This window comes from Niveispirillum irakense DSM 11586, assembly GCF_000429645.1.
Taxonomy (GTDB): domain Bacteria; phylum Pseudomonadota; class Alphaproteobacteria; order Azospirillales; family Azospirillaceae; genus Niveispirillum; species Niveispirillum irakense.
This window is the reverse complement of sequence record NZ_KE386934.1, coordinates 1-21,540: the sequence shown is the minus strand read 5'-3', so window position 1 is coordinate 21,540 and position 21,540 is coordinate 1. Positions and strand designations below refer to the sequence as shown.

The following is a 21,540-nucleotide window of genomic DNA, read 5'->3' as shown; positions in this document are numbered from 1 at the left end:
TGTTTACCGGTTGATTTTGCCGGGAAAAAGCCATGCCCTTCCAGACCTTCCGCAGAGATTATCTCACCAAGCCGATCTTCCGTTGGGCAGGCACCGTCATGCCGCCCATATCGGAAACGGAGCGGGATGCGATTGATGCCGGCACTGTCTGGTGGGATGGGGAGCTATTTTCCGGCAACCCGGATTGGAACGCGCTGCTCTCCCTGCCGCCAGCGACGCTGAATGCGCGCGAACAGGCCTTCATGGATGGGCCGGTGCGCCAGCTTTGCGGCATGATCGATGATTGGAAGATCGCCTGGAGAGATCATGACCTGCCGCCGGAGGTTTGGTCCTTCATGCGGGAGCAGAAATTCTTCGGCATGATCATCCCGGAGCAGTATGGCGGCCTGGGTTTTTCCAACACCATGCATTCGGAAGTGGTGCGCACCATTTCCACGGCCAGCGTGGTGGCGGGTGTCACCGTCATGGTGCCCAACTCCTTAGGGCCCGGTGAATTGCTGCTGCATTTCGGCACCGAGGCGCAAAAAGACCATTGGCTGCCGCGTCTGGCCGATGGGCGGGAAATACCCTGCTTCGGCCTGACATCTGAAGATGCGGGGTCCGATGCCGCGGCCATGACCGATATGGGCATTGTCGAACAGGGGATGTTCGAGGGAAAGCCGACGCTGGGCATCCGGCTGAATTTTCATAAGCGGTACATCACGCTGGGCCCCATCGCTACCGTCATGGGGCTGGCCTTCAAATTGCGCGATCCGGACAATCTGCTGGGCGGCGGGGTGGATCGGGGTATCACCGTAGCGCTGATCCCCACCAGCACACCCGGCGTCAGCCATGGTGAGCGTCATATCCCGCAATTCACCCATTTCCAGAACGGTCCGCTCTACGGCAAGGATGTTTTCATCCCGCTGGATTGGATTTTGGGTGGGGAGAAACAGATCGGCCAGGGCTGGAAGATGCTGATGACGGCGCTGGCCGCCGGTCGCGGCATCTCATTGCCATCCCAATCAGCCGGTGCCACGGCCATGTGTGCGCGGGTGACGGGTGCTTATGCCCGCGTTCGCCGCCAGTTCAATATCGCCATCGGTGATTTCGAGGGGGTGCGGGAGCATCTGGCCGAACTGGCGGCCAATGCCTATCTGGTGGACGCGGCGCGGCGCCTGACTGTGGCGGCGCTGGATGCAGGCCACCGGCCTTCCGTGCTTTCCGCCATCATGAAATATCACGCGACCGAGCATATGCGCCGGTCGATTGAAAAGGCCATGGATATCCATGGCGGCAAAACCATCATCGACGGCCCCAAAAATTATCTGGGCGGCCAGCACCGGTCGGTGCCGATCGGCATAACGGTGGAAGGGGCCAATATCCTGACGCGGAACCTGATGATCTTCGGTCAGGGCGCCATCCGGTCCCACCCCTATATGCTGAAGGAAATGGCGGCCCTGTCAGATCCCGACACAGATGCGGGGCTGGATGCCTTTGACCGGAATTTCTGGGCCCATGCCGGCCACGCCATCACCAATGCCTTCCGCACCCTGGGGCGGGGCTGGACCGGTGGCCGGGTAGGGCCTGTGCCGGATAATGCGGCCTTGCCGCATCACTGGCGCCAGCTTTCCCGCTTTTCCGCCGCCTTCGCCTTGTTATCCGACCTTTCCCTGCTGACCCTGGGCGGGGCGCTGAAGCGTAAGGAGATGCTGTCGGCCCGGATGGGTGACATCCTGGCCGAGCTTTACCTGCTGGGCGCGGTCCTGAAACGGTATGAGGATGAGGGGCGTCCGGAAGAAGACCTTCCCATCGTCGATTACCTGATGCTGCGGGGACTGGACCGTATCGCCGTGGCTTTTGATGGCGTGCTGGCCAACCTGCCGGCGCGGTGGGCGGCGTGGCTGGTGCGTTTCCTGGCATTCCCAACGGGTGTTCCCTATGCCACGCCGTCCGACAGGCTGGTGAATGAGGTGGCGGAAATCCTGCTGCATCCTACGGCCCAACGGGAACGGTTGACCCCGAACCTTTATCTCGGCGAGGAGCATGACGAGCATCCGGCCCGCGATCTGGAGGAAGCGTTCCGTCTTGTCGTCGGCATCGGCCCGATCGAAAAGAAGATGAAGGAAGCGAAAATCCGGGATGCCGCAGAGGCGCGTAGCGCTGGCATCATCACGGATGAGGAATTGGCGCGGGTTCGTGCCGCCCAGGCGGCCAGTGCCCGTGTGGTGGCGGTGGATGCTTTCCCCATGGAAAAGGTTTCCCCCCTGTCACGCCAGCACCGGCCTGATCCGTCTCTGCGAACGCAGGAGGCGGCAGAGTAATGGCACCCCTGGAAACAGCCTTGATGCCAGCCCTGGACCCCTTGGCCCTTCAACAGAATGCGCAATCTGTCGGGCGCCCGGTTTATCTGGTGGATGGGACGCGTACACCCTTCCTTCGTGCCAAGGGAAGGCCCGGTCCCTTCACCCCGGTTGATCTGGCGGTGCAATGCGGGCGACCGCTGTTGATGCGTCAGCCCTTCGCGCCCACGCTGTTCGATACGGTCATTCTCGGCTGCGTCAATGTTGTGGCGGATGAAATGAACCCGGCCCGGGTGGCGGCCCTGCGCATGGGCATGGGGGAGGAGATGACCGCCTTCACGGTGCAGATTAATTGCGGCTCCGGCATGCAATCCATCGACACCGCTTTCCGCACCATCCAGGCCGGCAAGGCCGATCTCATCCTGGCGGGCGGCACAGAAGCCTTGAGCCATGCCCCCCTGGTGCTGCGGCGTGATGCAACGGAATGGTTCGGTCGTTTCGCCATGGCCAAAAATGTTGGCCAGCGTCTGCGGGCATTGGCCGGTCTGCGACCGCATTTCCTGTCCCCCGTCATCGGGCTGGAACGGGGGCTGACCGATCCCGTGACCAGCCTGAATATGGGCCAGACGGCGGAAGTGCTGGCGCATCTGTTCAATATTTCCCGCACAGCAGCGGATGCCTATGCGATGGAAAGCCACCAGAGGCTGGCGCGCGCCCAGGCGGCGGGCGACCTGACGGGAGAGGTGGTGCCCGCCATCACCCGTGACGGCACCCTGTATGAGGCGGATGACGGGGTACGACCGGATAGCAGTATGGAAAAGCTGGGAAGGCTGAAACCGGCCTTCGAACGGCCCTATGGCAAGGTAACGCCCGGCAATTCATCCCAGATCACCGATGGCGCCTGCTGGGTGGTGCTGGCATCGGAAGCGGCTGTGGAGCGCCACCGGCTGACGCCGCTCGCCCGCATCCTGGACAGTGAATGGGCGGCCCTGGACCCGTCCATCATGGGGCTGGGGCCGGTCATGTCCGCCACGCCGATCCTGCAGCGCCAGGGGCTGGTTCGGGAGGATATTGACCTGTGGGAATTGAATGAGGCCTTCGCGGCGCAGGTGCTGGCCTGTCTGGCAGCCTGGGAGGATGAAGGCTTTTGCCGTGATGTGCTGGGCCTGGTCCAGCCCTTCGGGCGTATCGATCATCAGCGGCTGAATGTCGATGGCGGGGCCATCAGCCTGGGCCACCCGGTGGGGACGAGCGGCAGCCGCATCGTGCTTCACCTCGCCAATGCCATGCGCCGCCGCGGCGACAAACGCGGCATCGCGACGGAATGTATTGGTGGCGGTCAGGGCGGCGCCATGCTGCTGGAGGCGGTATGATCGAGGTAGCGGAAAAAGGCGTGCGCGCCGCCCTTGCGGATCGCGAGCGGGAAGCCGGACCGGCAGCGGTTCAGCACCATCTCACCCATTGGCGTCTGGCGGTGGATGAAGACCGCGTGGCATGGCTGACCCTGGACAGGGCCGGGGAGGGTACCAACACCCTGTCGGCGACCGTCCTGGCGGAACTGGATGCCATGTTGGATCGCGTCCTTGGCCTGTCCCCCCGCGCTTTGGTGATCCGGTCGGCCAAGAAGGGTGGTTTTGCCGCCGGTGCCGATATCCGGGATTTCCGTGGCGTCACCGATGCGGCGGAAATCGAAACCCGGATGAAGGAGGCGCACCGCATAACTGACCGTCTTGCCGGCCTGACCTTTCCCACTATCGCGCTGATCCATGGCCATTGTCTGGGGGGCGGGTTGGAACTGGCATTGGCGTGCCGCTATCGCATCGCCACGCCGGACGCGAAGCTGGGCTTCCCGGAAGTGTTGTTGGGCCTGCATCCAGGCCTGGGCGGCACACTCCGCCTGCCAGCTTTGATCGACCCGGTAACCGCCATGACCATGATGCTGACCGGCAAATCCGTGCCGGCGGTCAAGGCCAAGCGCCTGGGTCTGGTGGATGCGGTGGTGGAGGAGCGGCATGCGGCGGCCGCGGTAAAGGCGGCGGCTGATGGCACGTTGAAGCGGCCAGCCACCAGCCTTAAATCCCGGTTGATGGTCCTGGCGCCAGCCCGGCGGATCATTGCAAAGCGCATGCGGGCGGAGGTGGAGAAGCGAGCCCCGGCGCGGCATTATCCCGCCCCGCAACGGCTGATCGACCTGTGGGAACAGCATGGCGATGACATCCGCGCCATGCGGGCAGCGGAGATAACATCCTTTGCCGGTTTGTTGGCGGGGGAGACGGCGCAAAACCTGATCCGGGTCTATTTCCTGCGGGAAGGTCTGCGCGCAGCGGGCAAGGGTGTCTCTGACATTCACCATGTCCATGTTATCGGTGCCGGCACCATGGGGGCGGAGATTGCCGCCTGGTGTGCCGCCCGCGGTAAAAGGGTGACCTTGGCCGACCTGAACCCCAAAGCGCTGGCCAAGGCCATTGGCATTGCTACCGAATTTTATGACAAGAAGCTGCATTCCAGCATCGACCGGCGGGATGCGCTGGACCGGTTGATCCCGGATTTCAATGGCGATGGTGTCGCTGGTGCCGATCTGATTATCGAGGCGGCAGCCGAAAAGGTGGAGATCAAGCGCAAGATATTCGCCGATCTGGTGCCGCGCCTGAAGCCGGGCGCCATCCTGGCAACAAATACATCCAGCATCCCCTTGGAAATGCTGCGTGACGGGCTGCCGGATCCGGGCCAACTGGTCGGTATCCATTTCTTCAATCCCGTCACGAAGATGGAACTGGTGGAGATCGTCGCCCATGACGGAACCGCCCCAGATGTTGTGCAACGGGCGGCGGCCTTTTGTGGCGATATCGGGCGTTTGCCGGCTGCGGTGAAAAGTGCGCCCGGCTTCCTCGTCAACCGCGCGCTGACGCCTTATCTGGTGGAAGCCTTCTTGCTGATGGATGAAGGCGTGAAGAAGGAGGTGATCGACCGTGCGGCCGAAGAATTCGGCATGCCCATGGGGCCGGTCGAACTGGCTGATCGTGTCGGCCTGGACATCGGGCTGGAGGTTGCCCGCACCCTGCGTGAAACCTTCCCCGGTGAGGTGCCGGACATTCCCGCCTGGCTGGAAACCAAGGTGAAGAAGGGGGAAATCGGGCGCAAGGTCCGCCGGGGCCTTTATGATTATGATGACAAGGGCAAACCCAGGAAGGGAGAAGCCGGTACCCCGCCTGCCGATATGGCCGATCGTCTGATCCTGCCGGTGCTGAACACCTGTGTCCGCCTGCTGCGGGAAGGTGTGGCCCCGGATGAGGAGACGGTGGACGCTGCCATGATCTTTGCCACCGGCTTCGCACCTTTCCGGGGTGGTCCCCTTCATTATGCCCGCCAGCGCGGTATCGCAGAGGTGGAGGCGACCTTGCATCGTCTGGCGGCCACCCATGGTGCCCGTTTCACCCCCGATGAGGGCTGGGCCCGGCTGCGCCTGGGGGCCTGATATGGCCGGCCCTATAATCCATGATGATGCGGACAGGCTGGCTGACCGCATCATCCAAACGTTGGATGGGCGTATCGTGCTGGGGCTGCCCTTGGGACTGGGCAAGGCCAACCGTATCGCCAACGCGCTTTATCGCCGCGCAGCGGGTGATCCGGCCATATCGTTGCACATCATTACGGCCTTGACGCTGGCGCCGCCCGTCGGCACATCCGACATGGAAAAGCGTTTCATAGAGCCGTTTGCCGAACGGCTTTATGGCGGGTACGAGCGGCTGGCCTATGCCGAGGCGTTGCGAGATGGCTCCCTGCCGGACAATATCCGGGTCAGCGAATTTTTCCTGATGGCCGGTCGCTGGCTGGGGGTGCCTGCTGTGCAGCAGGACTATATTTCCGCCAACTATACCCATGCTGGCCAGATGTTGCTGGATAAGGGCGTCAATGTCCTGGCGCAACTGGTCGCCTGTCAGGACACTGACGGCCAAACCCGCTACAGCGTCGCCTGTAACAGCGACATCACCCTGGATATCCTCTCCAGCCTGCGGAAAGCCGGGCGCCCCTTCCTGCTCACGGCAGAGGTCAGCGCCGACCTGCCTTTCATGGGGGGCGAGGCGGCCTTGTCCGCCGATGAATTCGACCATGTGCTGCATACGCCGGGGCGGGAGCCGTCCCTGTTCGTGGTGCCAAAACAGCCTGTATCCGCTGCTGACCATGCCATCGGCATCCATGCCGCCTCCCTGGTGAAGGATGGTGGCACGATCCAGATCGGCATTGGCTCTCTGGGTGATGCCTTCGTTGCGGCGCTGATAATGCGCCATCAGGCACCAGACCTGTTCCGCCAAACCCTGACCGCCTTGAATGGCGGCACCTTGCCGGCGGGGCTGGAAACCGGGCCTTTTGAGGCTGGACTTTATGCCGCGACGGAGATGTTCGTCGATGGTTTCATGCTGCTTTATCAAGCGGGCATCCTGAAGCGCAAGGCAGCGGATGGGGCTGTTCTCCATGCGGGCTTCTTCCTCGGAACCCGGGATTTTTATCGTTTTCTGCGCGATCTGCCGGCGGCGGAACGCGATCTTTTCGCCATGCGCGGCATCTCTTTCGTTAATGAGCTTTATGGCGGGGAAGCGGATAAACGCCGGGACCGGGCAGATGCCCGTTTCGTCAACAGTGCGATGATGGTGACGCTGCTGGGCGAAACCGTTTCCGACACGCTGGACGATGGCCGTGTCGTGTCGGGCGTTGGCGGGCAGTATAATTTCGTCTCCCAGGCTTTCGCGCTGGAAGGTGCGCGGTCGATCATCACCCTTAACGCCACAAGGCAATCAAAGGGACAGCGCCAGTCGCGCATCCTGGCCCGTGCCCCGCATATCACCATTCCCCGCCACCTGCGCGATATCTTCATCACCGAATACGGCATCGCCGATCTTCGCGGCAAAAGTGACCGCGATTGTATTGATGCGATGCTGGCGATTACAGATAGCGCCTCTCAGGATGAATTGCTGGAGCAGGCGCAGAAGGTGGGGAAGATCGAAGCGGGTTACCGCCCCGCCCACCGCAACAATCCCGACCAGATCAGCCATGCCCTGCGACCAGCCCGCGATGCCGGCCATTGTCAGACTTTTCCTTTTGGGACGGACTTTACACCGGTGGAGCGGGAACTGTTGCCGGCGCTTGGCGTGTTGAAGGAAAAGACGGCAACGACATGGGGGGCGGCAAAGACGGTTCTGGCCGCCCTGACAGCGAAACAGAATGCGGGTGGCCATGTTGACGCCCTGTCGCGTATGAAACTTAACCAGCCTGATGATTTTAAAGAAAAAATCTATCAATCCATGCTGTTATGGGCATTAGGTCAGGTAAAGGATGAAGATAAGCCATAAGCTGTCTGAAGCGCACCCTCTCCCTTATTGAAGGGAAGAGAGCGGTATCCGCGTCACCTGCACATCCTCTTTGTTGGTGGTGTATCCGACATAGAGATAGCCCTGCCAAAGCGTGCTTTTGGGATAATGGTAACCGGGCCGCTTATATTGCCCGGCAAATCGCAGGGGCTGCAGGTCGTCCACGCCCCGCAGCCGATAGGCCTTGGTGAAATGCCGGCCATCAGGGCTGAGCGTCACGGCCAGTGGCATCCGTACCCGGTCTTGTGATGGCGCGTTGACCAGATAGGCGGTGCCGTCGGGCAGGTTGCCCGCACTTTGCTTGGACCGGGAATCCGGCATCTCTGTCAGCACTGGCCGGGTCCAGCTTTCCCCCCGGTCACAGCTTTCCGCCGCTAACTGCTTGAAGCTGCTGGCCTGATCGCGGAACACCATCACAGCACAGCCATCGGGCCGGAGGAACAGGCTGGGCTCCAACTCCCGGCTGACATTCTTTTCCGCCTTGGCGTCCTGGGGCAGATTTTCCATCTGCCCTGCCACCCAGCCGGCAATCCCCAAAGGATGATCGGTATAGAAGGGGGTGGCAATCAGCCCCGGCCGGCGATGGAAGGCCGTGATGATGCGGCCATCGGGCAAAGCGTGGGGGTCCTGTTCGATAATGCCCTCGACCGGCTGGCCATCCCGCCCCATCACCCGTGACGGCGGTGACCAATGGGTGCCATCGCTGCTCACCTGATATTCCGCATGGCCACCGTCGCCGGACTGGAAGCCGGTAGGCCAGACATTGGTGAAGGCGATCAGCACCTTGCCATCGGTCCACCAGCCGCCGTTCGACCGCATCTCCCCCGGCCGGCTGCCCCTGGGGGCCAGGGTGGCGGGCGGGCTCCATCGCGCGCCATCGTCGCTATGACTGTAAGCGACCCAGGTATCGGCGGAATCCTCGTCGCAGGCGGAGGCCTGCCATTGTGCGTAAAGCCGCCCTTTGAAGGGGATCAGCACCACACCATTGTGGAATTTATCGCTCGTCTCATCAGGGGCGAAGATGGTGAAGGTTTCCGTTCCCGGTGCCAGTTCCAGGCCCAGATGCCCTGGCCTTGTCATGTCGAACAGGTCGGGTGCAATGGTGTAGGGCGGCTTTGACGTTGCCAGGCCGGTAGAAGGAACCGCGATCATCAGCAAGGCTGCAAAGCCTGCTTTGAGAAAGGGGGAAACCATGGGCGCTCCCGATGATCATTCTTCGTTGCGCCTGATGGTAAGAGGATAGGGGGCGCCTGTCACCCTACGCGGCGGCGGAGATTACCGACCGTCTGCGGTGAGACGCCGACACGACGGGCAATTTCCCGGTCCGGCAGGGCGGCAATGGCTTCATCGCTCAAAAGACGAATCACCTCTTCTCGGCGTTCCGACGCGGTGCGGAAATGCGTGGGGGGCTTTTCGCCCTGATCCGGTGGGGCCGAGGCCAATTCCTGGCTGGCCAGATGGCGCAAATCCTCCAGGATTGCCGCTTCCATCCATGTGCCGCGCCCATTGCGCCGCCGCCAATATTCCACACGGGCCAGGGCGTCACCAACGGTCCGGGCACGCAACCCATGTTCAACCATGCGTCGGATCACCGTGGCCCGCGCCAGGGCGGGCAGGTCGAGTTGTGAAACGTCGGCCCGTTCCGTGCCCCGGCTTGCCGCTGGGCGTAACAGCGCAATCTCGCCATCCCGCCTTTCCCAATATTCCAGTTCAGCAATGGCCCCTGTCACGCTGGTCGGCAGGGAGTAGGCAGCCTCCACAGCGCGACGTATCTCTGCCGGCATGTGGCGCGGCGGGCTGTCCACCGTCCAACCGTCCAGACTGACCGTCCACCGCTCATAAGGGGGAGGCGCATGGCGGGCCCAGCGGTTTACGGCCTGGCGCAGCAACTTTTCCCGGCTGCAAGGGGCCAGTACCGCTTCCCGGCTGCCATAGCGTGTGATCAGGGACTGGAGTCGCTGTGCATCGGTAGGGCTTTCAGCCTGGGTGGCGGCAGGGCCTGGGGGATGCTGTGTGGCGGGTGGAGCGGCAGTGGCTGGCAGGGCAGAAGCGCCCTGTGCCTTGATCAGCAATGATGCAAGGTCGGCAAAGCCTTTGCCGTCACGGGCCAGGATGCGCCGTGCCGATTCAATCGCCGCCGATGCTTCGCCCACATTAGGGCTGTCGGCCAGGGCCAGGACCTTGGCCAGTTTCGTAAAATCCAGCATCGCTTGGGTGCGGCCCTATCCAAAGCCATTGCCTGTCCATTTTGGACAACATATCAAGGCCGTTGCCTATGTCCAGTCTGGAAAGATGGAAAAGATGTCATCAAGGAAACGTATCAATTTCCGGTATCTGAAATGAAACACAAGCAAGGGTAAAAAGCTGACCGGAAGAGTGCTGTAATCAATTTGCTGCCCTAACCCGGATGGTGGTAGCAATATGGTCAGGCCGGGGATCGGGCATCGGGGTGGTGTGCGGGACGAACCGGTAAAAGGGCAGGGAAGAACAGTATCTTGTACGAAATGGGCACTATTCTGGGCCTGTCGGAAAGCGAGTACGCGGCCTTCTATGATCGTATCGCGCAATCGCCGCAGGGTTTGGCATTCCTGCGCGAACATGCGCGCCGTGCCGGCGATGGCGGGCAAACACGGCTTGATGCGCTGATGGGCGATCTGCGGCAGATGTTCGTTTCCCAGGCCAGCATGCACCAGACTGCCGGTCGCGCCGCAGCCTTGCGCAACGAACTTCTGGAAATGGCCGCCTCCATTGAGCAGGCGCGGCGGGAAATTGCTGCACTCCGCCCCAAGGATACAGAGAATAATCGGCTGGATATCGCCACGAACGAGTTGGATGCCATCGTCTCCACCACGGAACGGGCATCCATCGAGATTCTGCAATCGGCCGAGCGGTTGATGGAAGTGGCGGGCCGGTTGAAGCGTTTGGGGGCTGATCCCGACCTTTGCGCCGATATCGAGAACGAAGTCACCAATATCTTCACCGCCTGCTCGTTCCAGGACCTGACCGGCCAGCGGACCAGCAAGGTGGTGAATGCGTTGCGCTATGTCGAACAACGCGTCAATGCCATGATCTCCATCTGGAACATTGAGGGGATCACGCCCACGGCCACCGGTCCGGTGGACAACCGTCCTGATGCGCATCTGCTGGGCGGCCCCCGGTCGGACGGTGTGGATCAGGATGATGTGGATGCGCTTCTGTCCGGTCAGACACTGGCTGCGAAGCCGGCTGCCTCTCCTGCACCGGCGGCTGCGGCCCCGGCGCGGCCCGCCGCACCGGCAGCGGCGGATGATGATCCTCCCAACCCGCTGGACCAATCGGAAATCGACAATCTGTTCGACTGATCAAACGGAGACCTTTGATGGACTATACCGTCCACACCACCCCCAACGGGATGCGTGTCGCCCTTAACGGTCGTATGACTCTGATCGATCACGAGAAATTCCGTGCCGTCGTGGAAGCGATCGAACGGATGGAGGGGCAGGTTTGCGTGTTCGACCTTTCCAGTCTGGAATTTGTCGATAGTTCGGGCCTGGGCATGTTCCTGATTGCCCGCGACATTGCCCAACCCAAGGACGTGGAGATTGAACTTGCCGGTGCGCAGGATACGGTAAAACGTATCCTGGAGATCGCCAAGTTCAACACCCTGTTCCGGGTCACCCCCTGACCAGCGGGAGTGTGTGGATGTGACCAGCACGCTTCCCGGCACACCTCCGCCACCGCTTCCGCCGCTGCCGGCTTTCCTTGTTGGCGGGACCCTGCCGCCGGATGAGCTGGCTGCCACTGCCATCCGGCATGGGCTTACCGTCGCCGATCCGGAAAAGGGCGAGAAACCGCAGATTTTCCTCACCGCCCTGGCGGATCCGCGCCAGTTAATCAATGTGCTGGCGTCCGGGTGTCGGGCCTATGTGGAACGGCGCGGTGCTGCGGACCTGACAGAAGATGGCCTTTCCCGACTGGTTGAACGGCCCCGTTCATTGCATTTGTGCCTTACCACGGCGGGTACATTCGGGCTGGATCTGGCACCTCTTCTCTGCGCAGCAATGGAGCTGCGGGGCTGGCTGCCACCCATGCGGCGTGGGGATATAGAAATCTGCCTGCACGAAGCGCTCAATAATGCCCTGATCCATGGCAATCTGGGCCTGAAGGAAGGTCCGGGTGGGGAAGAGGGGGCCTTCGACCGGTTTTATGCGGAAATCCGGCGTCGGCTGGATGATCCTGACCGGGCCAGGCGCCGCGTGATCATTGACGCCGCCGCCGATGCAGGAGGATTATGTATCACCATTCAGGATCAAGGTGAGGGCCATAAGGCCCATCAGGGGCGCAGCCTTGCCCCGCCCGATGCCAAATCGGGACGGGGCATCCAGATCATGCGGGAACTGGCCGATGATGTGGTCTTCTCTGACGGGGGACGGCGTGTAATGCTGATTTTCCGCCCATGATCCCCGCTCTTGATCTGCCTGCCCCGATTGCCGGTCCCAACCGTATCAGCTTTTCTGATTGCCGGGTTCTGGTTGTGGATGACAGCCGCTTCAACCGGGAAATCCTGTCGCGATTCGTGCAATGGGTTGGTATCGGCGGGATTGATTTCGCCGCCGACGGGGAAAGCGGGCTGGAGCGGATGGCGGCCCAGACCTATGATCTGGTGCTGCTCGATATCGATATGCCTGTCATGGACGGGCTGGAAATGTGCCGCCGCATCCGCGCGACGCCCGGCTGGGCCGACCTGCCCGTGTTGATGCAGACATCACCCGCCTCCGATCCGGCAGGAGTCCGCTGTTTTGAAGCGGGCGCCAGCGACATTATCGGCAAGCCGATCAATGCCGGGGAGTTCATGGCCCGGGTGCGGCTTAATCTGGAGAAACAGTTTTTCTTCCGCAATCTGACGGACTTTCACCGCCGCCTGCAGAATGATCTGAAACTGGCGCGGGGCATGCAAAAATCCCTGATTCCGGACAATCGTGTCCTGGCCGATGCCGGTGCCCGTCATGGCCTGATGATCGAAGGCCGTTTCGAGCCGTCTGACGAATTGGGCGGTGATTTCTGGACCTTGTTCGACCTGGGCGAAGGCCGTCTGGGCATATTGGCGGCTGATTTTTCCGGTCATGGTATCTCTGCCGCCATCAACACGTTCCGTTTCCATACATTGATCGAACGCATCCCCCCGCATGGGTATGAACCGGCGGAATGGTTGGGAATGCTGAACCGGCCCTTGAAGGATTTGCTGCCGGTTGGCCAGTTTGCCACCTGTTTTTATGCCATCATCGATAGCCGGGAAGGCACGCTTTCCTATGCGGCGGCGGGGGCGCCAAGCCCGCTTATGTTCCTGGATGGTCAGGTCACGATGCTGGATGCCAGCGGCCTGATGCTGGGGGTAACGCGCAACCCGATCATGACCGCCGATCAGGTGCCGTTCCCTGCCGGGGCATGCCTGCTGATCTATTCCGATGCGGTGACAGAGGCGCTGGATCGTCAGGGGCATCTATTGGGAGAGGACGGGTTGATCCGTCTGGTGCGCGATATTTTCCCGCATCGCGAGAACAGGCTTGCACGCCTGATCGCAGCCTTTGACAATGAAGTACAGCGGCCCCTGGCCGATGACCTGACCGCGATCTGCATCAGCAGGTTATAATATGCCGATGCCCGCTTTCATCCGTGCCTGGCTTACCCAGATGAAGTTGAACCGGCGGCGGTACGACCGGCGTAATGTTGCCTGCGCGGTGCGGCTGCTTGTGCAGGATGCCGGACATGATTGCCTGATCCGGGATGTATCGCCCAGCGGCGCGCTTCTTTCCGGCGCACCGGTACTTCCCCCCGGCACACCGGTAATACTGGAAATTCCGGCCGTTGCATTGTGCGCGGAGGCGCGCGTGGTGCGGAACCTGCCGGCGGGTATTGCCATCGAATTTTCCAGGGACGGGGTCGGGGCCATCATTGCCGGCTGGACCCAGGGGCAAACACCCCTGGCAGGATGATGGCAAAGTAAAACAGGGGCCGCCATGCGCAGCCGAACCTTGCGGTCTGGCGGGCAGGGACCGATATTCCCTGGCATGGATGCACCTTTGCCATTCTGATCCACATTGCCAGAAAAGCCCTTCATATTGTCCAAAGCCGCCTCGTTGAACAATTCCGCCCCGGCCCGCCCGCTGGATCTGGCTGGTTCGCCCCGCAACAGCACGTCCAAGCTGCTGGGCCGGTTGATGCGCGCCTATCTGGGCCCCTATCGCCTGCGGCTGGGGCTGGCGCTGCTGTTGATGGCGATGGAAGCCGGGGCCACCGGCGCCATCGGCTGGGGTTTTGAGCCGCTGCTGGATGTTGCGTTCCAGCCGGATAATCAGGGTTTTCTGCTGCCTTTCGGCCTTCTGATCTTCCTGGCGTTTGTCATCCGGGGCACGGCCTCTTATGGCCATTCCGTCATGGTCAACCATGTCGGCCAGCGGGTCGTGGCCAAGATCCAGGGACAGGTCTATAGCCACCTGATCCGCTCTGATCTGGCTTTCCTGCAAGGCCATGCGTCGGGCCAGTTGATCTCCCATCTGGTCAATGATGTGAACCAGATGCGGCTGGCCGTGTCGGAATGCCTGACCGGGCTGGTCAATCACAGCCTGACGCTGATCGTGCTGATCGGGGTCATGTTCTATCAGGATTGGCGGCTGGGGCTGATCGCCTTTACGGTTTTTCCATTCTCCGGCTGGTTCCTGTCCCGTCTGGGCAAAAAACTGCGCCGTATCGCCAAAAGCCAGCAGGCGGAACTTGGCAATTTCTCCGCCGTGCTGGGCCAGACCTTTCAGGGCGCGCGCCATGTGAAGGCCTATGGCATGGAGGCGTATGAGGAAAAGCGGGTCGGCGGCACCATCGACCGGCTGCGCAAGCTGACAGCCAAGAGCTATCGCACGGCGGCCACCACCATGCCGATCAACGAGATTTTCAGCGGTATGGCTGTGGTTGGCGTCATCGTCTATGGCGGCATTGCTATCGCCGCCGGGGAAAGCACGGCAGGTCAGCTGGTCAGCTTCATCGGTTCCTTCATGCTGGCCTTCCAGCCGATGAAGGCACTGACCAAGCTGAATGCCCAGCTTCAGGTCGGCCTGGCGGCGGCGGAGCGGGTGCTGGCGGTGCTGGATGCCAAGCCGGCCATCGTCGACAGGCCGGACGCCATTGCCCTGCCCACGGCCCGGCATGGCATCCAGTTCAAATCCGTGCAATTCGGGTATGGCGGGGATCGCAGTGCCCTGGATGGGGTCGATCTGGATGTGCCGGCGGGGCGCACCGTGGCGCTGGTGGGGGCCTCCGGTTCCGGCAAGACCACCATGCTGAACCTGGTGCCGCGCTTTTACGATGTGGGCCAAGGGCAGGTGCTGGTTGGCGGGCAGGATGTGCGGGATGTCTCCATGGCATCCTTGCGCGCCAATATTGCGCTGGTCAGCCAGGAATCGGTCCTGTTCGATGATACGATCCGTGCCAACATCGCCTATGGCCGCCAGGGCGCCTCGGAGGCGGAGATCGAACAGGCGGCCCGCGACGCGGCCGCGCATGATTTCATCCTCGACCTGCCGGAAGGCTATGAAACGATGGTGGGGGAGCAGGGGGTGAAGCTGTCAGGCGGTCAGCGCCAGCGCATCGCCATTGCCCGCGCCATGCTGAAGAATGCGCCTATCCTGCTGCTGGATGAGGCGACCTCTGCCCTGGACAGCCAGTCGGAACGGTTGATCCAGGAAGCGCTGCGCCGTCTGCAAGTCGGGCGTACCACCATGGTTATCGCCCATCGTCTGTCCACCATCATCGATGCCGATTGCATCCATGTGATGGATCATGGGCGCATTGTAGAATCCGGCACGCATGAGGAGTTGCTGGCGCGCGGCGGGGCCTATGCCCGCTATTACGCGCTCCAGGCGGGGCTGGAACCGGCGGCGACCGGGGAGGGCTGATGTTTCTGGTCCTGCTGCTGATATTATTGGGGATCTATGCCGGCCTGATCGGTTGGCTGGCCCTGCGGCAGGACCAGTTAATCTTCAGGCCCCATCGCGGCCGGGTGGCCCCGGCGGATTGGGGGCTGGGGGATTTCCGCATCATTCAGGCGGCCACCGGTGATGGCCTGTTTCTGGATGGCTGGTATCGGCCAGCCGATGGTTTTGCCAAACCCACCATCGTCATCCTGCCCGGCAATGGCGGCCATCCGGGCTTGCGGGCACAGAAGGCACGCGGGCTGGCCGATGCCGGCTATGGCGTGCTGATCGCCGGATATCGCGGTTATGCCGGCAATGATGGTGTGCCCAGCATGCCGGGGCTGGTGGCCGATGGCAGGGCGGCTTTGGATTACCTGATCGGCCAGGGCATTTCCGGCCATCATCTGGTACTGTATGGCGAGAGCCTGGGCACGGCAGTGGCGATTGCCCTGGCGGCGGAGCGGCGCATCGCATCCCTGATCCTGGAAGCACCCTTTACCCGGCTGGTCGATCTGGCGGCCAGTCGCTATCCGCTGGTGCCGGTGCGTGCCCTGTTGCGCCACCATGCCGATTGCGCCGCTGCCATCGCCCATGTCCGCGCGCCGGTTCTCATCCTGCATGGCCGGGCTGATCGCACGGTGCCGGTGCATCTGGGGGAGGCGTTGGAAAAGGCGATCACCAGCCCGGTACGATCCTGGCGGCCGTCACAGGCAGGGCATCATGATCTTTTCGCCCATGGTGCCTTGGGGGAAATCCTGGATTTCCTGGCCGGTGGACATCGCCCGGCGGAAGGGCCGATCCTGGAACAGCGGGGTCGGCCCGGTGGTGGCACCGCCCTTATCCCCCGGCGTTAAGTGTGGTCCAATCGTCCGGCGTATCGATATCCAGATGGATGCCGGGATTGGCCATGGGTACTTCACAGATCATGTCCGGATGCTGGTCCAGAAGCGACCGCGCGCCGTGATCGCCTGACAGGGCCATGATATCGGCGACCAATGTCCTGTCCCACAGGACCGGGTTGCCGCGCCGCCCGCCCTGGACCGGCACGCAGATGCGCCGCCCTTCCGCCGGGTTGAAGGCGGCGATCAGCCGATCAATTTCTGCCGGCGTGATCAGCGGCATGTCCCCCAGCAACACCATCACCCCGTCAATATCCTCGGGCAAAGCGGCAAGGCCGGCACGCAGGGTAGCGCTCAAGCCGTCCTCATGGGCATCGGCATGGGTCAGCGCCAGATCCAGCCCCACCAACGCAGCATGGATACGGTCGGCCTGATGGCCGGTCGCGACCAGAACCGGCCCGGCCTGGGACGCAAGGGCAGCTTCCACCACATGGCGCAGGATAGGACGGCCCTGGAAGGGCAATAGCAGCTTGTTTTCAGGCCCCATGCGCCGGCTGCTGCCGCCGGCCAGCACCAAGGCGGCGATCTGGGCACGTCGGGGGGCGGCGCTGCGCGGCTGGGGACGGCCTGGAATTTCTGCCAGCAATCCCCCCACACCCATGCCCATGATGTCCGAAGGCGCCACCGGCAACCCGGCGCAGAGGCGTTGCAGCACCCAATCCACACCATTCAGCTTGGGCGAGCGGGCACAGCCCGGCAGGCCCAAGACAGGACGCCCGTCCATTTCCCCCAGCAGCAGCAGATTGCCGGGATCGACCGGCATGCCGAAATGGCGGATGGTGCCGCCGGCAGCCGTCAGCGCCGCCGGAATCACATCGCGCCGGTCGGTGATGGCGGACGCCCCCACGACCAGCACCATATCCTCCGTCACGTGCGACAGGGCGTCAGTCAGCCCATCCACCTGATGTGGCAGGCGAAGGGTGCGGGCAAGGCGGGCCCCGACCGCATCCAGCCGGGCAGCGGTCACCATCTCCGTCTTATCCAGCACGCTGTGCTTGGTGCCATCCAGCACGGTCTGGATCAGGCAGACGGACAGGCCCTGCCAGGGCGACAGGGAAACCGGGGCGGGCCCCGCCATCATCCATTCCAGATCGGTCACCACCTTTTCCGACACGGCAAAGGGGATGATCTTCACCGTCGCCAGCATCTGCCCCGCCCGCACCGGTGTGAAGGGGGGCAGGGTGGCGATGGTCACCGCCTCGTCCCGGCGGTTCAGCGCATGGATGGCGGCGGCTTCAATCACCGCCACGCCATCGGTATCGGCGAATAAATTCACCCGGCCGGTGAAGGGAGCGCTGGCGCTGGTCCCGGCGCCGCACAGCCGCGCGGCCAGACGGGCTGCCGCCTCATCCTCCCCGATATCACCCGGCTCCAGCCGGGCGACGGTGACGTGATCAATACCCGCCGTCCGAAGCCGCGCGATATCGGCATCAGAAAGGACGCGCCCTTTGGCGAAATGCCCTTCCGGCAGCCGCACGCCATGGGCCAGGATCGCCCCTTCCGCTTCCCCGCTGGGGAGGGTGCCGAACCACATGCGCTCAGCCCGCCTCAACGGGGGTGGCAGGGCTCTTCTGCTTTGTGCCGCGCAGGGTCAGTGTCATGTCTGCCAGGATGGAAATGGCGATTTCTGACGGGCTGACAGCGCCAATATCCAGGCCCACCGGCCCCTTGATCCGGACGAAATCCGCCATATCCACCCCCGCAGCCGCCAGTCTTTCGGCCCGCGCGGCATGGCTTTTCCGGCTGCCCAGCGCACCGATATAGAAGGCGGGCGTGCCCAAGGCGGCAATCAACAGCGGATCATCGAATTTGGGGTCGTGGGTCAGGGTGACGATGGCCGTGCGCATATCAGGCTTCAGCGTCGTCAGCGACTCATCCGGCCAGTCTCCCACCAGGGTAAAGTCTGGAAACCGTTCCGGTGTGGCGAAAGTGGCGCGGGGATCGACGATGGTCACGTCATAGCCCGCCAGTTTCGCTGCCGGTGCCAGGGCCTGGGCCAGATGCACCGCCCCGGCGATGATCAAACGCAGCGGCGGGGCGAAGACGTTGATGAAAAAGCGCCCATCATAATAATCCACCATGCCGCTGCGGTCGCGGCGGATGGCGTCCTGCACAGTGGGCAGAAACTCATCCTCCAGCCCGGCATCGCCTTGCTGGCGGCCATCGGCCCCCACCAGGGTCTGGAAGCCCGTGCCCATATCAGTGACCAGGGCCACAGCCCGCCGGTCAGCCAGGGCGCGGTGCAGCGCATCGAACAGGCGGCGCTTCATGCCAGAGGCTCCAGATAAATTTCCAGCTTGCCGCCACAGGCCAGCCCAACCTCCCACGCCATTTCATTGCTGATCCCGAAGGAGAGCAGACGGGGTTCGCCATCCTCGATCACCCTGGCGGCTTCCATCGCCACCGCCCCCTCAATACAGCCGCCGGAAACGGAACCGGCCATGGCGCCATCATCGGCAATGGCCATCAGGCTGCCCACAGGGCGCGGGGCAGAGCCCCAGCAGCCCGTGACGGTGGCCAAGGCCACGCCCCGACCCGCCGCCAGCCAGCCAGCGGCACTTTCCAGTATCATGGCATTGTCGGAAGCGATCAGGCTCATCTCTTCTCCCTTGGCGGCGACCTTGCGGGGAATGGCATCACGCGGCAGACAGGGCGGCGTCAGTGATACCTGTCACCGCCCCCCATTATGCTGTCAGTCCAGGCGCTTGCCATGCTGGCCAGCCAGTTCGTTCAGCAACTGCCAGGCTACACGGCCGGACCGGTTGCCACGCGTCACCGACCATTCCACGGCAATGGCATGCAGTTCCTCCGTCGGGATGTCCAGCCCATAGGCGGCGGCATAGCCCTCCACCATGGCAAAGAACGTATCCTGATTGCAGGAATGGAAGCCCAGCCACAGGCCGAAACGGTCGGACAGGCTGATTTTCTCTTCTACCGCTTCGGACGGGTTGATGGCGGTGGAACGTTCATTGTCGATCATGTCGCGCGGCATCAGATGCCGGCGGTTGGAGGTAGCGTAGAGGATCACATTATCCGGCCGCCCCTCGATCCCACCTTCCAGCAGGGCCTTCAGCGACTTGTAATTGCCATCGTCACTGCCGAAAGACAGGTCGTCACAGAACAGCACGCAGCGCCGGTCACTGGCGCGCAGCACATCCAGCAGCTTGGGCAGGGTGGGGATATCCTCCCGGTGGATTTCCACCAGCGCCAGGCTGCCCGGCGCATCGCGGTTGATGCGGGCATGGACCGACTTGACCAGGGAGCTTTTGCCCATGCCGCGCGCACCCCAGAGAAGGGCGTTGTTGGCCGGCAGCCCCTGGGCGAAGCGCTTTGTATTTTCCAGCAACTGTTGGCACTGGCGTTCCACCCCTTGCAAAAGCTCCAGTTCCACGAAGGAGACGCGCGTTACCGGCACCAGGGTCAGTTCCGCCGCCCGCCAGACGAAGGCGTCGGCAGCCGACAGATCGGCTTTGGCCACGGCGGAAGGGGCCAGCCGGTCCAGCGCATCGGCGATACGGGACAGAAGCGGCAGCAGGGCGTTTTTATCCTGAAGATCGGTCATCGGTCTTTCTGGCGTTTTTCAGGTCGGACAAGGGCTTGCGCATGGGAGTATGCGGGCCCATCTGGCGCGGGATGGCAATGCGATGGACCCTATCATGCAAGCCGGCACCAGCCGAAGACGCCGCTGCCGCATGGCTGGCCGCCGGTTTCGGTTGCAACCGGACCAGTGGCTTGTATAGTCCCGGCGTCTGGCGCGAAGCCGAAAGTCACATGAGGAGCAGTTGATGTTCATTTCCACGGCCTATGCCCAGGCTGCCGGGGCCGCACCGGGTGGCGGTATGGAATCCCTGATGTCGCTGGCACCGCTGGTGCTGATCTTCGTCGTCTTCTATTTCCTGCTGATCCGTCCGCAGCAGAAGAAGATGAAGGAACACCGGGCGATGCTGGGTGCGCTGCGTCGCGGTGATCGGGTTGTCACCGGTGGCGGCATCATCGGCACCGTCGTCAAGGTCGGCACCGAAGAGGATGTGACGGTGGAAATCGCCGAGGGCGTGCGTGTGCGCGTCATGCGCGGCACCATCACCAATGTTCTGGCCAAGACCGAGCCGGCCAAGGCCGAGGTCGAGACCAAGAAGTAATACCGCCTGCAGGCGGAGCCGGCCCGATTGCCCATCCAGGGCGAGCGGGAAGGTTGGTTATAAGGCCCGCAGTGTCCCTGGCACTTGCGGGCCTTGCCTTGTCCGGCATGGAAAACCATCTGCACCTGGGGAGGCGCACTCATGGACATCACCCCGATCATCCCGGCTGACCGTCAGGTCATCGACACCTATGGCCCCGGCATCTTCCGCGTCAGCAATCAGGTGCATGAGGGGGCCGTGATCGTGCAGCCGGGCCAGACGATCCCCTGGCCGGTTACCAGCTTCGCCGCCCTGACCCTGACGGATTTCGCGCCGCTGCTGGGCCTTGACCCGAAGGTGGAGGTGCTGCTGGTCGGCTGCGGGCCGCGCATGCAACTGATGCCGTCGGCGTTGCGTCGGCAATTACGGGAGGCGGGCATCGTGGCCGATGTCATGGACAGCCCTGCCGCCTGCCGCACCTATAATATCCTGCTGGCGGAAGGTCGCCGAGTGGCTGCCGCGCTGCTGCCGGTCTAATACCAAGCCAAGGGCGCGGATGCGCCCGCCCGGCGAGTGAGGGAACACAAAACCTCCCTGGATCGGTTACGATCAAGATACCGTGTTTGCAGTCAAGCGGGTTTGAAGGGTGTGCGTGTTTTCAGGACGCCGTAGGCGATGACCAAGAGCTTTCTGGCGACGGCGACGAGGATTGCTTTTGGTGCCTTGCCGTTTTCCATCAGCCTGTCGGCAAAGGCCTTCAGGACGGGATTATGGCGTCTGGCGGACAGGGCGCACATGTAGAGGACGGCGCGGACCCTGGGGTTGCCGACCCTGCTGATGTGGGCTCGACGGTTTACGGAACTGCCGGACTGATGGTCTCTTGGGTCCAGCCCGACGAAGGCGGTGATCTGCTTGTTATGCGAGAAAGCCCG

20 protein-coding genes are annotated in these 21,540 nt (G+C 62.8%); 13 read left to right on the top strand and 7 right to left on the bottom strand.

Translation table 11 applies throughout. From position 1 onward, the window contains the following. The first annotated feature begins 32 nt into the window (after positions 1 to 32). Genes G473_RS0119025 through G473_RS0119010 form a run of 4 tightly spaced genes read left to right on the top strand, consistent with a single transcriptional unit; the run spans position 33 to position 7,630 of the window. Positions 33 to 2,303 carry an acyl-CoA dehydrogenase gene (locus G473_RS0119025; protein WP_029014409.1) on the top strand — a complete coding sequence of 757 codons (2,271 nt, stop codon included), beginning with the start codon at positions 33 to 35 and terminating at the stop codon, positions 2,301 to 2,303. Then, entirely contained in the window at positions 2,303 to 3,655 is a 1,353-nt protein-coding gene (locus G473_RS0119020) for an acetyl-CoA C-acetyltransferase (RefSeq protein ID WP_210163367.1), read from the top strand. Before G473_RS0119025 ends, G473_RS0119020 begins: the two co-directional genes overlap by 1 nt. Next, a complete protein-coding gene (locus tag G473_RS0119015) occupies positions 3,652 to 5,757 on the top strand; it encodes a 3-hydroxyacyl-CoA dehydrogenase NAD-binding domain-containing protein (RefSeq protein ID WP_035708341.1) in 2,106 nt (701 codons plus the stop codon). Before G473_RS0119020 ends, G473_RS0119015 begins: the two co-directional genes overlap by 4 nt. A 1-nt stretch (position 5,758) precedes the next feature. Then, a complete protein-coding gene (locus G473_RS0119010) occupies positions 5,759 to 7,630 on the top strand; it encodes an acetyl-CoA hydrolase/transferase C-terminal domain-containing protein (RefSeq protein WP_029014406.1) in 1,872 nt (623 codons plus the stop codon). Between the two features lie 24 nt (positions 7,631 to 7,654). Here the strand turns inward: G473_RS0119010 and G473_RS0119005 are convergent, their stop codons facing one another. Together G473_RS0119005 and G473_RS0119000 are read right to left on the bottom strand one after the other, a co-directional pair. Next, on the bottom strand, positions 7,655 to 8,842 hold the full coding sequence (locus G473_RS0119005; RefSeq protein WP_210163366.1) for a sialidase family protein: 1,188 nt from the start codon (positions 8,840 to 8,842) through the stop codon (positions 7,655 to 7,657). 59 nt (positions 8,843 to 8,901) lie between these two features. Then, the gene (locus G473_RS0119000) at positions 8,902 to 9,855 is read right to left on the bottom strand and encodes a hypothetical protein (RefSeq protein WP_029014404.1); all 954 of its coding nucleotides are present in this window, start codon (positions 9,853 to 9,855) and stop codon (positions 8,902 to 8,904) included. Positions 9,856 to 10,143: 288 nt separating this feature from the next. Between G473_RS0119000 and G473_RS27840 the strand changes: the two genes are divergently transcribed. The 7 genes from G473_RS27840 (at position 10,144) to G473_RS29550 (ending at position 16,445) form a co-directional block, all read left to right on the top strand. Next, entirely contained in the window at positions 10,144 to 10,989 is an 846-nt protein-coding gene (locus G473_RS27840; RefSeq protein ID WP_161631013.1) for a protein phosphatase CheZ, read from the top strand. A 17-nt stretch (positions 10,990 to 11,006) separates the two neighbouring features. After that, positions 11,007 to 11,312 (top strand): STAS domain-containing protein, encoded by a 306-nt coding sequence (locus G473_RS0118990; protein WP_029014403.1) that lies wholly within the window; start codon positions 11,007 to 11,009, stop codon positions 11,310 to 11,312. 19 nt (positions 11,313 to 11,331) lie between these two features. Then, positions 11,332 to 12,087 carry an ATP-binding protein gene (locus tag G473_RS29555; RefSeq protein ID WP_154667480.1) on the top strand — a complete coding sequence of 252 codons (756 nt, stop codon included), beginning with the start codon at positions 11,332 to 11,334 and terminating at the stop codon, positions 12,085 to 12,087. Beyond that, entirely contained in the window at positions 12,084 to 13,277 is a 1,194-nt protein-coding gene (locus G473_RS0118980) for a PP2C family protein-serine/threonine phosphatase (RefSeq protein ID WP_029014402.1), read from the top strand. Before G473_RS29555 ends, G473_RS0118980 begins: the two co-directional genes overlap by 4 nt. Position 13,278: 1 nt before the next feature. Next, positions 13,279 to 13,620, top strand: coding sequence for a PilZ domain-containing protein (locus G473_RS0118975; protein ID WP_029014401.1), 342 nt, complete (start codon positions 13,279 to 13,281; stop codon positions 13,618 to 13,620). Positions 13,621 to 13,746: 126 nt separating this feature from the next. Then, a complete protein-coding gene (locus G473_RS0118970; RefSeq protein WP_245580172.1) occupies positions 13,747 to 15,573 on the top strand; it encodes an ABC transporter ATP-binding protein in 1,827 nt (608 codons plus the stop codon). After that, the gene (locus tag G473_RS29550; protein ID WP_051330481.1) at positions 15,573 to 16,445 is read left to right on the top strand and encodes an alpha/beta hydrolase; all 873 of its coding nucleotides are present in this window, start codon (positions 15,573 to 15,575) and stop codon (positions 16,443 to 16,445) included. Before G473_RS0118970 ends, G473_RS29550 begins: the two co-directional genes overlap by 1 nt. On the opposite strand, the gene G473_RS0118960 is transcribed toward G473_RS29550, so the two are convergent. From G473_RS0118960 to G473_RS0118945, 4 genes are all read right to left on the bottom strand, one after another. Next, a complete protein-coding gene (locus G473_RS0118960; protein WP_029014399.1) occupies positions 16,429 to 18,024 on the bottom strand; it encodes an NTP transferase domain-containing protein in 1,596 nt (531 codons plus the stop codon). The genes G473_RS29550 and G473_RS0118960 overlap by 17 nt on opposite strands. A 4-nt stretch (positions 18,025 to 18,028) precedes the next feature. After that, positions 18,029 to 18,760: an XdhC family protein gene (locus G473_RS0118955; RefSeq protein ID WP_029014398.1), complete on the bottom strand. Its 732-nt coding sequence runs from the start codon at positions 18,758 to 18,760 to the stop codon at positions 18,029 to 18,031. Continuing rightward, complete coding sequence (locus G473_RS0118950; protein ID WP_029014397.1) at positions 18,757 to 19,089, bottom strand: XdhC family protein; 333 nt, start codon at positions 19,087 to 19,089, stop codon at positions 18,757 to 18,759. The genes G473_RS0118955 and G473_RS0118950 overlap by 4 nt, the downstream gene beginning before the upstream one ends. Before the next feature lie 93 nt (positions 19,090 to 19,182). Further along, positions 19,183 to 20,052 (bottom strand): ATP-binding protein, encoded by an 870-nt coding sequence (locus G473_RS0118945; protein ID WP_029014396.1) that lies wholly within the window; start codon positions 20,050 to 20,052, stop codon positions 19,183 to 19,185. Between the two features lie 223 nt (positions 20,053 to 20,275). Here G473_RS0118945 and yajC point away from each other — a divergent pair, with 223 nt between their 5' ends. Both yajC and G473_RS0118935 read left to right on the top strand, forming a co-directional pair. Continuing rightward, on the top strand, positions 20,276 to 20,629 hold the full coding sequence (gene yajC / locus G473_RS0118940; RefSeq protein WP_029014395.1) for a preprotein translocase subunit YajC: 354 nt from the start codon (positions 20,276 to 20,278) through the stop codon (positions 20,627 to 20,629). 141 nt (positions 20,630 to 20,770) lie between these two features. After that, positions 20,771 to 21,145, top strand: coding sequence for an Mth938-like domain-containing protein (locus tag G473_RS0118935; protein ID WP_029014394.1), 375 nt, complete (start codon positions 20,771 to 20,773; stop codon positions 21,143 to 21,145). Positions 21,146 to 21,237: 92 nt separating this feature from the next. Here G473_RS0118935 and G473_RS27825 read toward each other — a convergent pair. Next, positions 21,238 to 21,540, bottom strand: a 303-nt coding sequence (locus G473_RS27825; protein WP_035708337.1) for an IS110 family transposase, incomplete at its 5' end; no start/stop codon positions are given.

Coding starts and splice junctions, on each gene's coding strand:
- G473_RS0119000 (WP_029014404.1), bottom strand. CDS start 9,855: ATGCTGGATTTTACGAAACTGGCCAAGGTCCTGGCCCTGGCCGACAGC.
- G473_RS0119020 (WP_210163367.1), top strand. CDS start 2,303: ATGGCACCCCTGGAAACAGCCTTGATGCCAGCCCTGGACCCCTTGGCC.
- G473_RS0119015 (WP_035708341.1), top strand. CDS start 3,652: ATGATCGAGGTAGCGGAAAAAGGCGTGCGCGCCGCCCTTGCGGATCGC.
- G473_RS0119005 (WP_210163366.1), bottom strand. CDS start 8,842: ATGGTTTCCCCCTTTCTCAAAGCAGGCTTTGCAGCCTTGCTGATGATC.
- G473_RS0118935 (WP_029014394.1), top strand. CDS start 20,771: ATGGACATCACCCCGATCATCCCGGCTGACCGTCAGGTCATCGACACC.
- G473_RS0118945 (WP_029014396.1), bottom strand. CDS start 20,052: ATGACCGATCTTCAGGATAAAAACGCCCTGCTGCCGCTTCTGTCCCGT.
- G473_RS0118955 (WP_029014398.1), bottom strand. CDS start 18,760: ATGAAGCGCCGCCTGTTCGATGCGCTGCACCGCGCCCTGGCTGACCGG.
- G473_RS0119025 (WP_029014409.1), top strand. CDS start 33: ATGCCCTTCCAGACCTTCCGCAGAGATTATCTCACCAAGCCGATCTTC.
- G473_RS0118990 (WP_029014403.1), top strand. CDS start 11,007: ATGGACTATACCGTCCACACCACCCCCAACGGGATGCGTGTCGCCCTT.
- G473_RS0118980 (WP_029014402.1), top strand. CDS start 12,084: ATGATCCCCGCTCTTGATCTGCCTGCCCCGATTGCCGGTCCCAACCGT.
- G473_RS0118975 (WP_029014401.1), top strand. CDS start 13,279: ATGCCGATGCCCGCTTTCATCCGTGCCTGGCTTACCCAGATGAAGTTG.
- G473_RS29550 (WP_051330481.1), top strand. CDS start 15,573: ATGTTTCTGGTCCTGCTGCTGATATTATTGGGGATCTATGCCGGCCTG.
- G473_RS0118960 (WP_029014399.1), bottom strand. CDS start 18,024: ATGTGGTTCGGCACCCTCCCCAGCGGGGAAGCGGAAGGGGCGATCCTG.
- G473_RS0119010 (WP_029014406.1), top strand. CDS start 5,759: ATGGCCGGCCCTATAATCCATGATGATGCGGACAGGCTGGCTGACCGC.
- G473_RS0118950 (WP_029014397.1), bottom strand. CDS start 19,089: ATGAGCCTGATCGCTTCCGACAATGCCATGATACTGGAAAGTGCCGCT.
- yajC (WP_029014395.1), top strand. CDS start 20,276: ATGTTCATTTCCACGGCCTATGCCCAGGCTGCCGGGGCCGCACCGGGT.